This window comes from Rothia sp. HSID18067 (assembly GCF_003989445.1).
GTDB lineage: Bacteria > Actinomycetota > Actinomycetes > Actinomycetales > Micrococcaceae > Rothia > Rothia aeria.
Window position 1 is genome coordinate 207,161 of record NZ_RBMF01000004.1, and the last position, 13,159, is coordinate 220,319.

At 56.4% G+C, this 13,159-nt stretch carries 13 protein-coding genes and 1 pseudogene; 13 read left to right on the plus strand and 1 reads right to left on the minus strand.

Going from position 1 to position 13,159, the window contains the following annotated elements; genetic code table 11:
• Positions 1–45 precede the first annotated feature (45 nt).
• A complete protein-coding gene (locus D8M23_RS11165) occupies positions 46–1,176 on the plus strand; it encodes a glycosyltransferase (RefSeq protein ID WP_037287318.1) in 1,131 nt (376 codons plus the stop codon).
• 104 nt (positions 1,177–1,280) lie between these two features.
• Here D8M23_RS11165 and D8M23_RS11170 read toward each other — a convergent pair whose 3' ends face one another.
• Positions 1,281–4,742, minus strand: coding sequence for a hypothetical protein (locus D8M23_RS11170; RefSeq protein WP_126854814.1), 3,462 nt, complete (start codon positions 4,740–4,742; stop codon positions 1,281–1,283).
• Between the two features lie 659 nt (positions 4,743–5,401).
• On the opposite strand from D8M23_RS11170, the gene rpsJ reads away from it, so the two are divergent.
• The 12 genes and pseudogenes from rpsJ to D8M23_RS11885 all read left to right on the plus strand — a co-directional run.
• Positions 5,402–5,710, plus strand: a complete 309-nt coding sequence (gene rpsJ, locus D8M23_RS11175) for a 30S ribosomal protein S10 (RefSeq protein ID WP_004005287.1) — start codon at positions 5,402–5,404, stop codon at positions 5,708–5,710.
• Between the two features lie 14 nt (positions 5,711–5,724).
• A complete protein-coding gene (gene rplC / locus D8M23_RS11180) occupies positions 5,725–6,381 on the plus strand; it encodes a 50S ribosomal protein L3 (protein ID WP_006887725.1) in 657 nt (218 codons plus the stop codon).
• A 6-nt stretch (positions 6,382–6,387) separates the two neighbouring features.
• A complete protein-coding gene (rplD, locus tag D8M23_RS11185) occupies positions 6,388–7,005 on the plus strand; it encodes a 50S ribosomal protein L4 (protein WP_037234081.1) in 618 nt (205 codons plus the stop codon).
• Positions 7,005–7,310 (plus strand): 50S ribosomal protein L23, encoded by a 306-nt coding sequence (gene rplW, locus D8M23_RS11190; RefSeq protein ID WP_006887768.1) that lies wholly within the window; start codon positions 7,005–7,007, stop codon positions 7,308–7,310. The genes rplD and rplW overlap by 1 nt, the downstream gene beginning before the upstream one ends.
• A gap of 42 nt (positions 7,311–7,352) precedes the next feature.
• Entirely contained in the window at positions 7,353–8,189 is an 837-nt protein-coding gene (gene rplB, locus D8M23_RS11195) for a 50S ribosomal protein L2 (protein WP_006887702.1), read from the plus strand.
• A gap of 12 nt (positions 8,190–8,201) precedes the next feature.
• Positions 8,202–8,483, plus strand: coding sequence for a 30S ribosomal protein S19 (gene rpsS / locus D8M23_RS11200; RefSeq protein ID WP_004005282.1), 282 nt, complete (start codon positions 8,202–8,204; stop codon positions 8,481–8,483).
• A gap of 60 nt (positions 8,484–8,543) precedes the next feature.
• Positions 8,544–8,909: a 50S ribosomal protein L22 gene (gene rplV, locus D8M23_RS11205; protein WP_006887795.1), complete on the plus strand. Its 366-nt coding sequence runs from the start codon at positions 8,544–8,546 to the stop codon at positions 8,907–8,909.
• Positions 8,910–9,707, plus strand: a complete 798-nt coding sequence (rpsC, locus tag D8M23_RS11210) for a 30S ribosomal protein S3 (protein WP_006887779.1) — start codon at positions 8,910–8,912, stop codon at positions 9,705–9,707.
• On the plus strand, positions 9,708–10,124 hold the full coding sequence (gene rplP, locus D8M23_RS11215; RefSeq protein ID WP_006887759.1) for a 50S ribosomal protein L16: 417 nt from the start codon (positions 9,708–9,710) through the stop codon (positions 10,122–10,124). It begins immediately after the preceding gene.
• Positions 10,125–10,129: 5 nt separating this feature from the next.
• On the plus strand, positions 10,130–10,369 hold the full coding sequence (gene rpmC / locus D8M23_RS11220; protein WP_006887703.1) for a 50S ribosomal protein L29: 240 nt from the start codon (positions 10,130–10,132) through the stop codon (positions 10,367–10,369).
• Positions 10,366–10,638, plus strand: coding sequence for a 30S ribosomal protein S17 (gene rpsQ / locus D8M23_RS11225; RefSeq protein WP_006887720.1), 273 nt, complete (start codon positions 10,366–10,368; stop codon positions 10,636–10,638). Before rpmC ends, rpsQ begins: the two co-directional genes overlap by 4 nt.
• A gap of 314 nt (positions 10,639–10,952) precedes the next feature.
• A pseudogene (locus D8M23_RS11885) lies at positions 10,953–13,159 on the plus strand (hypothetical protein); the annotation flags it as partial.

Sequence of the window (13,159 nt, forward strand, 5' to 3'; positions counted from 1 at the left end):
GGGGTGTGGCATAAAAGTTTACACCAGTACTTTTAGGAGAGATGAGTGCCAGGTCAAAAGTACCCGCCGGTTGCCGTGATTCTGGGAAGCCGCGAAAGTCAGGCACCCGCCTATGGTCTGGAGAACTCAGCTGCGGTGCGTGCCCTGCAGAACCTCACTGAGGTACTAATCGTGCGTGTGGCCGAGGGGCAGGATCCTTTGGCTGACCGGTTGGTGGGCAGGGTCGCTTCACTTTTGGGGCGGGAGTACACGACCACTCATACTTTGTTTAGTTCCGCGAAAACCAGTTTGCGTGCCCGCTCCCAGGTGGCTGATTTGCAGGGGGTTGCTGCGCTTATCTCTTTAGCACCACCCACTGAGACGATTATGATATCCGGGAAAATCCCTGTTATTCAGGTGGCGGATTCGTCTTTTGGAACCCGACTGCGCGCCGAGAAACGGCGCGGCGGCGGCATTAGCCGACTCATGTCGGTACAGGGCCGGATCCTTGAGAAGGCGTCCGCGTCGGGGGTGAGCCTGTTCGCGGTGGCGAACCGATGGATTAAAGACGTGCTGATTGATGATTTGAATATTCCCAGCAGCAAGGTTGAGGTTGTGCCGATGGGCTCCTTCGTGGGGGAGTCGAAGATTATCCGCCCCACACGCATCACAGACCGTGATGTGCTTAAGCTTCTGTTTGTCAGCGAGGACTGGAAGCGGGACGGTGGGCCGATGATACTCGACTTGTATGAGCGGCTGGTGAAGGTCCGTAAGGTGCAGTTGTGTATCGTAGGCGATTCCCCGGAAGATTTACTGTATGAGATCCGTCGGGTTCCGGCCCCCTCAAGCTATGACGAAGCCGCGAAAGTGTATATTGAACATGATGTGCTTCTTGTCCCTGTTGCCGCGGGTAAGGATGCGCTGGTTACCGATGCGCTGTACTGCGGTCTGCCGGTGCTGGGGGAGCAGGTAGAGGGGATTGCTTCGCTGGTGCGGCACGATCGTAGCGGTTGGCTGTACCGAACCGACATGTTCCAACAGAACTCGTATAAGCGCCTGCAATTTATGAAGGCTGTTGATATTGACAATGCATCACTGTGGGCTGTGCGGGATGTGCGGGAGAGGCTGAACTGGGACAGCTGGGCTCGCCGCCTCTTACAGCTGGTGCGGTACCTGAACGGTCAGGGCGAACGCTAAAGTACAGCATAGTGAACACAACACAATAAACGATGGGGGCCTGGAAGGAACAATTAGTGTTCCTTCCAGGCCCCCATTGTTACCGTCATGTTAGGGTGAGCGGGCTACTGTTGCGGGTACTGTTGCCCCTGCCATTGCTGACCCTGAGCGTAGTCGGGGGACAGCGGGGGCTGCTGTTGAGGGTAGTACTGCTGCGGTTCGCCCTGCGGGGCTCCCATACCCTGCACCGGGGCAGGCATGTGGTCCTGCGGGTTATAGGGTAGTGGGGCGCTTGGCTGCGGCATACCGTTGCGGTCAGCATCGGTGGGTGGGTTTTTCTTATCGCGGGTAAGCAAACGCCACACCACACCGGAAATCAGGATAATCGCGATGATCATCAGCATCAGCGGGTTCATGCTGTTCAGCAGCAGCGCCAGGTCTATGGTGACGATGACAGCCCCAATAATGACCCAGATACGGTCAACCAGCAGTGCCGCAAGAATGGTCATGAGCAGGCTGATGGTCATAATCACGGTGCCTTGGGCAATATCGTGTGGGGAAGCCCACGCAATGAAGGTGACCATTCCTTGAAGAGCAAATGTGGCGTACAGGCCAGCGACCGATGCGTCAATGCCTTCCCGAGCCGGACGGTTGGACATGACGTTGCGCAGTACCGGGGCGGTGCTGAGTGCTAGCAGGATAAGCGATATCAGTTCCAGGAAGCTAATGAAGAAGCTTCCGCTGTTAATCGTCAAGAGGAACCGGCCCACAAAAGCCACAACTGAGAGCAAGAACGCTATGTACGTTTTCTCCTTCGGCAAGACCGACGCGATAGAAAGCACCGCGAAGGCGCAAAGGAAAGCACTAATAGTTGTATTAGCTGATGCGAGGGAGAACATCCCGTAAAGAACCAGGGCGATAATGCCAGGAATAATAACCAGCAAATTCTGTACACCGCATGCACGGTTGGCGAACGAACCGTGTTGTGCTTTTCGATACGGATAGGGGCTGGTAAGCGGACCGTGCATCGGCAGCAGCACCACACGCGGCGGTGTGCTCGGAAGCTGTACCGAGATGCTGGGGCGTACATTTTGGGTACCCCCAATTTCAAGGGGCAGCAGTACCTTGCCAACGTACAGCAGCAGTGTGGCGAAGAGAGCGCTGAGGCCATAGACGGTGGGGAAATCCGCCACCCAGGTAAACGGTCCACCGGTATTGCTGTGCAGCGCAAAGAATGATGGTTTGAAAGTTACATCAGCTATGGACTGTAACGTGAGCACCAAAGCGGAGGCGGCTGCTAAGCGAAGGAACAGTACGTTAGTCCATTCTCCGATACCCCACATGAGCACTACAGCCAGCGGGCACAGGGTAGCAGCGAGCGGTTCGGAGCGGACCATGAATAGTCCGGCAATACCTGCTGGTACACAGGCGATATAGAAGAACACCTGGAAAGTCACCATCTCGCCGCGGCTGCCGCTGGTACGGTATAGCACGGCGCTGAGCACACCCAGCAGCAGGCAGAGCCCGGATAGCAGCAGCAGGAAGTCAGCAAAACGTGCCGTATCTGAGGCCCACAGTACTGGGGCTATCCAGCAGATGGGTCCGCGTGCCATATTGAGCAGGAAGGTGCGGCTTGGGCTGCCTGCCGGGATCATGATGAACCCTAAGAATGCGATAGTGCCACCTAGTATGACCAGCATAATGATGGACAGCAGGTAGTAGGGCATAAGGACGGATGCTATGGCTGTTCCACTGAGGGCGATACCCAACGCCCAGCGGGCCCCTAGGTTAATGTTGGCTGAGGCGGTATCGACAGCCAGGCGGATCATCCAAATGCACAGTGCGGTGAGGGCGATAAGAGCCGCGCTGTAGAGCATCGCGGTGAGAATCTCGGTGGAACCTTCGGGGTAACGGAAGCTCAGTACCGAACGGAGAAACAGGAACGTGGCGGAGGTGATGGTATACACGAGCGCTTCAACAATACGGCTGTTGCTCTTAGCGCCCTGAGCGGAGTGCGCGAAGGAAAGGGTGATCACCCCGAAACCTGCCATGACAGCGGCCATGAGCAGGATAATGCCGCGCCCACTGAAATCACTGAACGTCACGTATGACAGGTGCATAATACCGAGGAACGCGCTCACCTTGGCGCCGATGGAGACCGCTAATGGCTCAACGCCCGGTGCACGCTTTAGCAGCAGGGCTATGGGGATGACCGCGAAGCATACATAGAACGCCCCATCAGAACGTGCCGTGGCCAGAGACAGAAGCAGAGCAACGCCATAAACCGTGTAGAGGATGGCGTTTGCAGGCAGTATACGCTTGTAGGGGAGCATGCCCACAAGGAAGAATACGCTCAAAACCCAGAGCGCGGGCAGGAATCCGCCATTGTTCTGTGACTCGAAGAAGGGTAGTAGGCGCTCTAGGACGTTTCCCCCATCAATGGAGCGGTGAGACAATATGGTGATGGTAGCTTCTAAGAGCGTGAAACCAGCAGCGGCGATGCTGAGGGCTGCATCAAGATGACCAACCACCTCTAGGCGGGGGGCGCCATTCTGGTCGTAACCTTTGCGCTGCATAATAATCGGGTAGCACAGTAGGGCTGCTAGGGTGTTGCTGAGCAAAACAGCAAGGAATAAGAACGTGAACAGCAGCGGCAGATTGTGCAGTTCTATGCAGAAGTAGATGACGGCCAGCAGCGGGTAGATACGCAGCTGGATATAGTAGTCGAGTTTATTGTCGAGGGTGAAAAACACGAGGGCGTACACACTCATAATGGCGAATACAACGCCCACCTCAAGAAAGCTCATATTCGAGACGAAGAAGAACACGACCGCTGCCGTGACGGGCACAAAAATACGGGAGGATTCTACGAGTCCTTCACGGAGCCCGGTAGGCACAAGCTTCGCGTTGAGCCGCAGAATAAGACCCAGGATGGTGGCGAGCACTGTCAGCAGCACGAAGTACCATACGAAGGGTAGTTCTGCGACTCGGGTGGCGGCTAAGGCATCCGAAATGAAGAAGGATACGAGCAGGTACGCCATAATACGGTTACGCATCATGGTGCAGGCCAGCACGATGGCTACAGTACCTACTAAAGAGGTGATGAGCCAGATCATGCGGCCGTTATCCCACACTCCCAGATGGTAGGTTGCTATACCGGTTAGTGGCAGAAGAGCTAAACCGGTGCCTGTGAAGGAATAAGAAGCCAGACGCAGGCGTGCCACTGTTTTATAGATGATCAGGCCAGCACCGTAGAAGAGGGCGCTGCCTAAACCGAGCGCTGCAACACGTAGACCGATGGTTTCTTCGGAAGTGACGCTGGTGATAAACAGCGCTGCTGAGCCAATAAGCAGCAGCGACCCTAAGTAGAGCAGAACGTTCAGAAGCAGATCCTCTGTTTTCCTGCGGCTGTTAGAAGGGGCAGGAGCTGGGGGATAGTAGCCGGGGTAAGGCTGTGGTGGTACCCCCTGGGGAACCTGCTGGGCGTACTGGGGTGAGCCATAGTTGGGGGGTGCCTCCTGCTGCGGCGCAGGCTGCCCCGGCTCGGGGGGAAGCTGAGGGGGGAACCCTTGATTAGGTTCTGACATCGTAGTCTCCTCGTGACGGTAACGGGTGTTTACTTCCACCTTAGTTGAACAGATACCCCGGGTCACTATGTTTTGGGCTGTAGCGGGCCAAAAGCTTACTGAGAAAAACTTTGAAGATTCCTGGGGGGAATCAGAGGTGTAAAGAATTCATAACCTCTATTTAGTTATGTATAAATCACTAATATATCATTTTAGTGTTTTTAGAGATGTATTGTTTCTGCAGATTTCCTGAGTAAAATCCGACGGCCCAGTGTGAGGGGTGTTGGAGGATGCTTGGTGCCCAGGTGTCTGATGGGAGGGGGCTGCTGTGCTTGTTGGGCTTATGGCAGGTGCCGTTTAAGTGTTCTTCCGCACTTAATGTATTCCCGCTTGCGCGGTACCTTCCTATTTGAGAGAATAGACGGCGTTGTAAAAGTGTCTGTTGTTCAAAACAGGCCCACGTATGACCCGATTCAAAGACACAAGGGATGAGTCTGTCTACGCACAGGCGACACGCCCGAGTTCGGGGGTCGGTGCCTGAGCGGGGTGAGGAACCCGGCATTGCCGGATTCAGTCCGTATCGGGAGGCGCACGTGATGAATATATCGCGTTCCTTAAGCGCCGCTATAAGGGGCACACGCCCCGATACAGGGAATACATCAAGAAAGAGAGTCCGACAGATGGCGGGACAGAAAATCCGCATCCGTCTGAAGTCCTATGATCACGAGGTCATTGATTCTTCGGCACGGAAAATCGTCGAAACGGTCAAGGGTGCAGGCGCAACTGTAGTTGGCCCCGTGCCGCTTCCGACCGAGAAGAACGTATACTGCGTTATCCGTTCTCCCCACAAGTACAAGGACAGCCGCGAGCACTTTGAGATGCGTACGCACAAGCGTCTGATCGACGTCGTTGATCCGACCCCTAAGGCTGTTGATGCCCTCATGCGTCTTGACCTGCCGGCAGACGTGAACATCGAGATCAAGCTGTAGAGGATCGCATCTAAATGACTAACAAATTCGAGCGCCAGGTGAAGGGCCTGCTGGGCACCAAGCTTGGCATGACCCAGGTCTGGGACGAGGACGGGAAGTTCGTGCCCGTTACCGTCGTCAAGGCTGATTCTAACGTTGTTACCCAGATCCGTAACCAGGAAACTGACGGCTACACCGCCGTGCAGATTGGTTTCGGTGCCATCGATTCTCGTAAGGTCACCAAGCCGCTGGCTGGTCACTTCGAGAAAGCCGGTGTTACCCCTCGTCGTCACCTCGTTGAGGTACGTACCGCAGATGCCGCAGAATACACCCCCGGTCAGGAACTGACTGTTGAGATGTTCGAGGTCGGCCAGAAGGTAGACGTCGTAGGCAAGACCAAGGGTAAGGGCTTCGCAGGTGTTATGAAGCGTCACGGCTTCAAGGGTGTTGGCGCATCGCACGGTCAGCACAAGAACCACCGTAAGCCCGGTTCCATTGGTGGTGCATCCTACCCCGCACGCGTGTTCAAGGGTATGCGCATGGCTGGCCGTATGGGCGCAGCACGCCACACCACTTTGAACCTGACTATCCAGGGTGTGGACGCTGAGAACAATGTGCTGCTGATCAAGGGTGCAATCCCCGGTCCTAAGGGCGGCGTTGTTCTAGTTCGTACCGCTGTGAAGGGAGCCTAGTACATCATGGCTGTCAAAACCCTTAAAGTAGACCTGCCCGCAGAGATTTTTGACGCGCAGGCATCCGTGCCCCTGCTGCACCAGGTTGTCGTTGCACAGCTTGCTGCCGCACGTCAGGGCACCCACAAGACCAAGAACCGTGGCGAGGTGTCCGGTGCAGGCCGTAAGCCTTTTAAGCAGAAGGGCACCGGTAACGCACGTCAGGGCTCCATCCGCGCACCGCATATGACCGGTGGCGGTGTGGTGCACGGCCCCACCCCGCGTAACTACGCACAGCGCACCCCCAAGAAGATGATTGCTGCAGCACTGCGCGGCGCTCTTTCTGATCGCGCTCGTCACGGCCGTATCCACGTGGTAGAGACCCTCGTTGCAGGCGAAACCCCCTCGACTAAGGCTGCTAAGGCAGCTTTGGCGTCCATCACCGAGCGTAAGAACGTGCTCGTAGTGATCGGCCGCGACGAGGATATTGCGGCCCTGTCCGCACGTAACCTGCAGAATGTACACGTGCTGTACGCTGACCAGCTCAACACCTACGATGTGCTGATTTCAGACGACGTGGTCTTCACCAAGGCAGCATACGATGCATTCGTAACTGCTAACCAGAAGAAGGAGGGCGCTAAGTAATGAGCGTTTCCACCAAGTCTGTGTACGACGTGATCATCGCCCCCGTCGTATCCGAAAAGAGCTACAGCCAGATCGACGAAGGTAAAGTTACCTTCGAGGTTGCCCCCAACTCCAACAAACTGGAGATTAAGCAGGCCATCGAGAAGATCTTTGGGGTTGAAGTAGCGTCCGTGAACACCATTAACCGCAAGGGTAAGCGCAAGCGCACCCGCTTCGGTTGGGGTTCTCGCAAAGACACCAAGCGTGCCATTGTGACCCTCAAGGACGGCCACCACATCGACATCTTCGGCGGTCCGCAGGCATAAGGCCAGCGGAGACCACTTTAACGAAGGAAGAAATATCTAACAATGGGTATTCGTAAGTACAATCCGACGACCCCGGGTCGCCGCGGTTCGAGCGTTGCTGATTTCACTGAAATCACCCGCTCCACCCCGGAAAAGTCCCTGGTTCGTCCGCTCCCTAAGAAGGGCGGCCGTAACAACACCGGTCGCATCACCGCTCGCCACAAGGGCGGTGGGCACAAGCGTCAGTACCGTCTGATCGACTTCCGTCGTCACGACAAAGACGGTGTGAACGCACGCGTTGCACACATCGAGTACGACCCGAACCGCACCGCACGCATCGCGCTTCTGCACTACTTCGATGGTTCCAAGCGTTACATTATCGCTCCGAACAAGCTCGCACAGGGCGACATCGTTGAATCCGGCCCCGCAGCCGATATTAAACCCGGCAATAACCTGCCGCTGCGCAACATCCCCGTAGGTACCGTGCTCCACTGCGTTGAGCTGCGTCCCGGCGGTGGTGCAAAGCTGGCACGTTCCGCTGGTGCCTCGGTTCAGCTGGTTGCTAAGGAGGGTAAGTACGGCCAGCTCCGTCTGCCCTCCGGCGAAATCCGCAACGTGGATGTTCGCTGCCGTGCAACCGTGGGCGAGGTCGGCAACGCCGAACAGTCCAACATTAACTGGGGTAAGGCTGGCCGTAACCGCTGGAAGGGCATCCGCCCGACCGTTCGTGGTGTGGTCATGAACCCGGTGGACCACCCGCACGGTGGTGGTGAAGGTAAAACCTCCGGTGGTCGTCACCCGGTTAACCCCAACGGTAAGCCTGAGGGCCGCACCCGCCGCCCCAACAAGGAAAGCGACAAGCTCATCGTTCGTCGCCGTCGTACTGGCAAGAAGCGCTAAGGAGCCTGACACATGCCTCGTAGTTTGAAGAAGGGCCCTTTCGTTGATCAGCACCTTTACCTGAAGGTCGCAGCTCAGAACGAGAAGGGCACCAAGAATGTTATTAAGACTTGGTCCCGCCGCTCGATGATTATTCCCGACATGCTCGGGCACACCATCGCAGTGTACGACGGACGCAAGCACGTGCCGGTGTTCATCACCGAGTCGATGGTTGGTCACAAGCTCGGCGAGTTTGCACCGACCCGCACTTTCCGCAGCCATGTGAAGGACGACCGTAAGGGCAAGCGTCGCTAATCGGGTTTTCCCGATCAGCTAACGTTTCCCTTTCGGCAATAGACGAAAGAGAGATAGGCAATGGAAGCCAAGGCATCAGCGCGCTACGTTCGCGTTACGCCTATGAAGGCCCGCCGTGTCGTCAACCTGATCCGTGGTAAGCAAGCGGAAGAGGCTCTGGCGATTCTGAAGTTCGCCCCGCAGGCAGCTTCGGAGCCGGTATACAAGATTGTTGCTTCGGCGATGGCTAACGCACGCCAGAAAGCAAACCAGGAAGGTGTGGCTTTCCGCGAAGAAGAGCTGTTTATCAGCGAAGTATACGCGGACGAGGGCCCGACCATGAAGCGCATTCAGCCCCGCGCTCAGGGTCGTGCATACCGCATCAACAAGCGCACCAGCCACATTACCGTGGTCGTTGCTACCCCCGAAAAGGAGGAGAACCGCTAAATGGGCCAGAAAATTCACCCGAACGGTTTCCGACTGGGCATCACCACCGAACACGTCTCTAAGTGGTTCGCTGATTCCAATAAGCCCGGCGAGCGTTACGCAGATTTTGTCCGTGAGGACGTAAAGATCCGCGAACTGCTGGCGAAGAACCTGGATCGCGCAGGCGTTGCAAAGGTTGAGATCGAGCGTACCCGTGACCGTGTACGTGTGGACATCCACACTGCTCGCCCCGGTATCGTGATCGGCCGCCGCGGTGCTGAAGCAGACCGTATCCGCGCTGAGCTTGAGAAGCTCACCGGTAAGCAGATTCAGCTGAACATTCTGGAGGTCGCTAACCCCGACCTGTCTGCTCAGCTGGTTGCACAGGGCATCGCGGAACAGCTCGCATCCCGTGTTGCTTTCCGCCGCGCCATGAAGAAGGCTATCCAGTCCGCACAGCGTGCAGGTGCAAAGGGTATTCGTATCCAGTGCTCCGGTCGTCTGGGCGGTGCTGAAATGTCCCGTTCCGAGTTCTACCGTGAAGGCCGTGTGCCCCTGCACACTCTTCGCGCGAATATCGACTACGGCTTCTTCGAGGCTAAGACCACCTTCGGCCGTATTGGCGTGAAGGTTTGGATCTACAAGGGCGATCTGACCGACAAGGAACTGGCAGCTCAGCAGGCAGCCAACAACCGACGCGGCAACCGCCGTGACGGTGACCGCCGCCGCTCCGGTGGCCGTGGCCCCCGTCGTGAGCGCCGCAACGAGAACGCTTCGGCAAACACCGAAGCCAAGACTGCAGAGAACGGTGAGGCATAAATGCTTATTCCCCGTCGAGTAAAGTACCGCAAGCAGCACCACCCCAAGCGTCATGGTCTGGCTAAGGGCGGCACCGAGGTTAGCTTCGGTGAGTGGGGCATTCAGGCCCTGAGCCCTGCGTACGTGACCAACCGCCAGATTGAGGCTGCCCGTATCGCAATGACCCGTCACATTAAGCGTGGCGGTAAGGTCTGGATTAACATTTATCCGGACCGCCCGCTGACAAAGAAACCTGCCGAAACTCGTATGGGTTCCGGTAAGGGTTCACCCGAGTGGTGGGTTGCCAATGTTAAGCCCGGTCGAGTCATGTTTGAACTCGATGGCGTGTCCGAAGAAGTGGCTCGTGAGGCAATGCGCCTGGCAATCCACAAGCTCCCGATGAAGGCACGTATTGTGCGTCGCGAAGGTGGTGAATAAGAGAGATGGCAGTTGGATCCAAGGATCTTAGCATCGACAAGCTCGCAGAGCTCTCCAATGAAGAGCTGGCTGAGAAGCTGAGCGAGTCGAAGAAGGAACTCTTCAACATCCGTTTCCAGGAAGTCACCGGTCAGGCTAACGCTGGTCGTCGCCGCACCATCAAGCGTGACATTGCACGTATCTACACCGTGCTTCGTGAGCGTGAGCTCGGTATTCGTCCCGCAACCGAAGGTGAGTCCAAGTGAGTGAAGTAAAGAACGAAGAGCGCGGCTACCGCAAGACCCGCCGCGGCTACGTCGTCTCCGACAAGATGGACAAGACCGTTGTCGTCGAGGTCGAGGACCGCGTGAAGCACGCACTCTACGGCAAAGTGATGCGCCGTAGCTCTAAGATCAAGGCACACGATGAGCAGAATGTCTGCGGCGTTGGTGACTATGTTCTGTTGGCAGAGACCCGTCCGCTATCCGCTACCAAGCGTTGGCGTGTCGTAGAGATTCTGGAAAAAGCTAAGTAAGCTTTTCTAGAACGAACGCTCTGTATGGCGTGTATGTAGAGGAAGGGCCCTTCCCCGTTTTCCCGGGGAAGGGCCCTTTGCTGTGGGTATTTGTTTGCGTACAAAAATAAAATTTGATGACGGAACGTAAGCAAGAAAAATATAAATATCTGATTACAATTCCTGTCTAGTGGTTGATTCTTGGAAATGCAATCTCTAGTATCGAACTGTACTTGTCTACATCTCAGGTTTAAGTTAATTACTGTGTTAGTCAAGTAATCTTTGAGGTTTACGGACCCTAAAGGTCAATCGCCAAAGACATCGAGGATCAGAATATGACTTCTTCGTCCAAGAAAGTAACTTCCCGCAAGCTTTTGGCTTCGGCTGGCGCACTGTCAGTCGTAGCAGGTTCGCTGGGAACCATTCCCGCAGCATTTGCTAATGCACCCACTGAGCAGTTGGGGGGAGGCGCCCGTCAGGAGGCGCAGCAGCCCGCTCAGCAGCAACAGCAGCAGCCTGCCCAGCAGCAGGGCCAGGCTAACCAACAGCAGCAGCCCGCTCAGCAGCAACAGCAGCAGGGCCAGGCTGGCAACCAGCAGCAAGGCCAGGGCCAGGCTGAGCAGAGCAAGGATTTGGCTGGTCAGTACCAGTCGTCGCAGTCCGCATACTCTGCCAAGAACAACAAGGCTTGGAAGACTTACTCTTCCTATGATTCGTACCGCGCAGGGTGCGTCACCCGCGTGAACGCTGATACCCAGCAGGTTGAGGCAACTGTTCAGTTGCCCGGTGCTACCCAGGGTTCCAGCTCCTACAGCATTGCTATTGATGACGTGAACGGTACCGTCTGGGTTGTTAACACCGAGAAGAGCACGGTGACTGTTTACGACCAGAACACCATGAAGGAACTGTGGACTAGCAATGGCGCCGTTCAGGGTGCGCAGGGCCAGTCCAGCTTCCAGGCACGTGAGATTAAGATTGACCAGGACTCTGGCAAGGCATATATCTCAAGCTACGGCTATGTGACTGTTATTGACCTGCAGACTCGTGCAGTGGTGAAGACTATCGATCTGAAGACCTCCACCGGTCAGTTCGATATTGTCGGTAATATGTCTTTCTCTGGCGGTAAGCTCTTCGCTTATGGCCAGAACTCCGGTGCGTTGATTATTGTGAACACCGTCACCCTTCAGGTTGAGAGTGCTAGCCAGTCTTCTGGCGCAAGCCAGCAGCCTAACGGTGGTGCTTCCTCCACCCCCACGGTTAATAACAACCAGGGCGGCAACAACGCTGGTAATAATGCTGGTGGTAACCAGGCCGACCCGAACAAGGGCGGTAACCAGGCCGACCCCAATAAGGGCGGCAACAACGCTGGTAATAATGCTGGTGGCAACCAGGCCGACCCCAACCAGGGCGGAAACCAGGCTAACCCCAACCAGGGTGGTAACCAGGCCGACCCCAACCAGGGTGGTAACCAGGCCGACCCCAACCAGGGTGGTAACCAGGCCGACCCCAACCAGGGTGGTAACCAGGCCGACCCCAACCAGGGTGGTAACCAGGCCGACCCGAACAAGGGCGGTAACCAGGCCGACCCGAACAAGGGCGGAAACCAGGCTAACCCCAACCAGGGTGGTAACCAGGCCGACCCGAACAAGGGCGGAAACCAGGCCGACCCCAACCAGGGCGGAAACCAGGCCGACCCCAACCAGGGCGGAAACCAGGCCGACCCCAACCAGGGCGGAAACCAGGCCGACCCCAACCAGGGCGGTAACCAGGCCGACCCCAATAAGGGCGGCAACAACGCTGGTAATAATGCTGGTGGTAACCAGGCCGACCCGAACAAGGGTGGTAACCAGGCTAACCCCAACCAGGGTGGCAATAACGTAGTTGGTGAAGTAGATGTTCACACCTACGATGATGGTGCCAAGGTGTACATTCCTGAGCAGTGGCAGGTTGGTCAGCCGCTGAAGATCCGTGGTGAGGGTTTCAAGACTCAGGATGGTACTAGCGGTTCGGTGATCGCTGTTAAGCTCAATGGTGGTGCTCTGGCTCCTAAGGTGGACGCTACTTTTGAGGGTAAGAAGGGTAACAGCACCGGTGTGTGGTTGTACATCCAGGCAGATGCTAACGGTAACTTCACCGCTGAGATTCCTTTCCCGGGTGCAGATCAGGTGAAGGAGGGTGTTGCTGTACCGAACGTTGGTGATGAGGTCAGCGTTAACCTGCTGAGTGGCTCCATGAAGAAGGGTGATACCCCTCGTGGTGGTGAAGCTAACGATGTGACTATTGTTGCTGGTGGCGGTAATAATGCTGGTGGTAACAACGCTGGTGGCGGCAACAATGCCAAGGCTGGTGCAAACCAGGGCGGCGGCAATAACGCTGGTGGTAATGTAAACGCTGGCGGTAATAACGCTGGCGGCGGCGACAATGCTAAGGCTGGCGGCAATAACGCAGGCGGTAACAACGCTAACGCTGGCGGCAATAACGCAGGCGGTGGCGACAATGCTAAGGCTGGTGCAAACCAGGGCGGCGGCAATAACGCTGGTGG

Bases quoted from the DNA above. Each gene is read 5' to 3' on its own strand.
- D8M23_RS11170 (WP_126854814.1), bottom strand. From the start codon at position 4,742: ATGTCAGAACCTAATCAAGGGTTCCCCCCTCAGCTTCCCCCCGAGCCG.
- rpsJ (WP_004005287.1), top strand. From the start codon at position 5,402: ATGGCGGGACAGAAAATCCGCATCCGTCTGAAGTCCTATGATCACGAG.
- rplC (WP_006887725.1), top strand. From the start codon at position 5,725: ATGACTAACAAATTCGAGCGCCAGGTGAAGGGCCTGCTGGGCACCAAG.
- rplD (WP_037234081.1), top strand. From the start codon at position 6,388: ATGGCTGTCAAAACCCTTAAAGTAGACCTGCCCGCAGAGATTTTTGAC.
- rplW (WP_006887768.1), top strand. From the start codon at position 7,005: ATGAGCGTTTCCACCAAGTCTGTGTACGACGTGATCATCGCCCCCGTC.
- rplB (WP_006887702.1), top strand. From the start codon at position 7,353: ATGGGTATTCGTAAGTACAATCCGACGACCCCGGGTCGCCGCGGTTCG.
- rpsS (WP_004005282.1), top strand. From the start codon at position 8,202: ATGCCTCGTAGTTTGAAGAAGGGCCCTTTCGTTGATCAGCACCTTTAC.
- rplV (WP_006887795.1), top strand. From the start codon at position 8,544: ATGGAAGCCAAGGCATCAGCGCGCTACGTTCGCGTTACGCCTATGAAG.
- rpsC (WP_006887779.1), top strand. From the start codon at position 8,910: ATGGGCCAGAAAATTCACCCGAACGGTTTCCGACTGGGCATCACCACC.
- rplP (WP_006887759.1), top strand. From the start codon at position 9,708: ATGCTTATTCCCCGTCGAGTAAAGTACCGCAAGCAGCACCACCCCAAG.
- rpmC (WP_006887703.1), top strand. From the start codon at position 10,130: ATGGCAGTTGGATCCAAGGATCTTAGCATCGACAAGCTCGCAGAGCTC.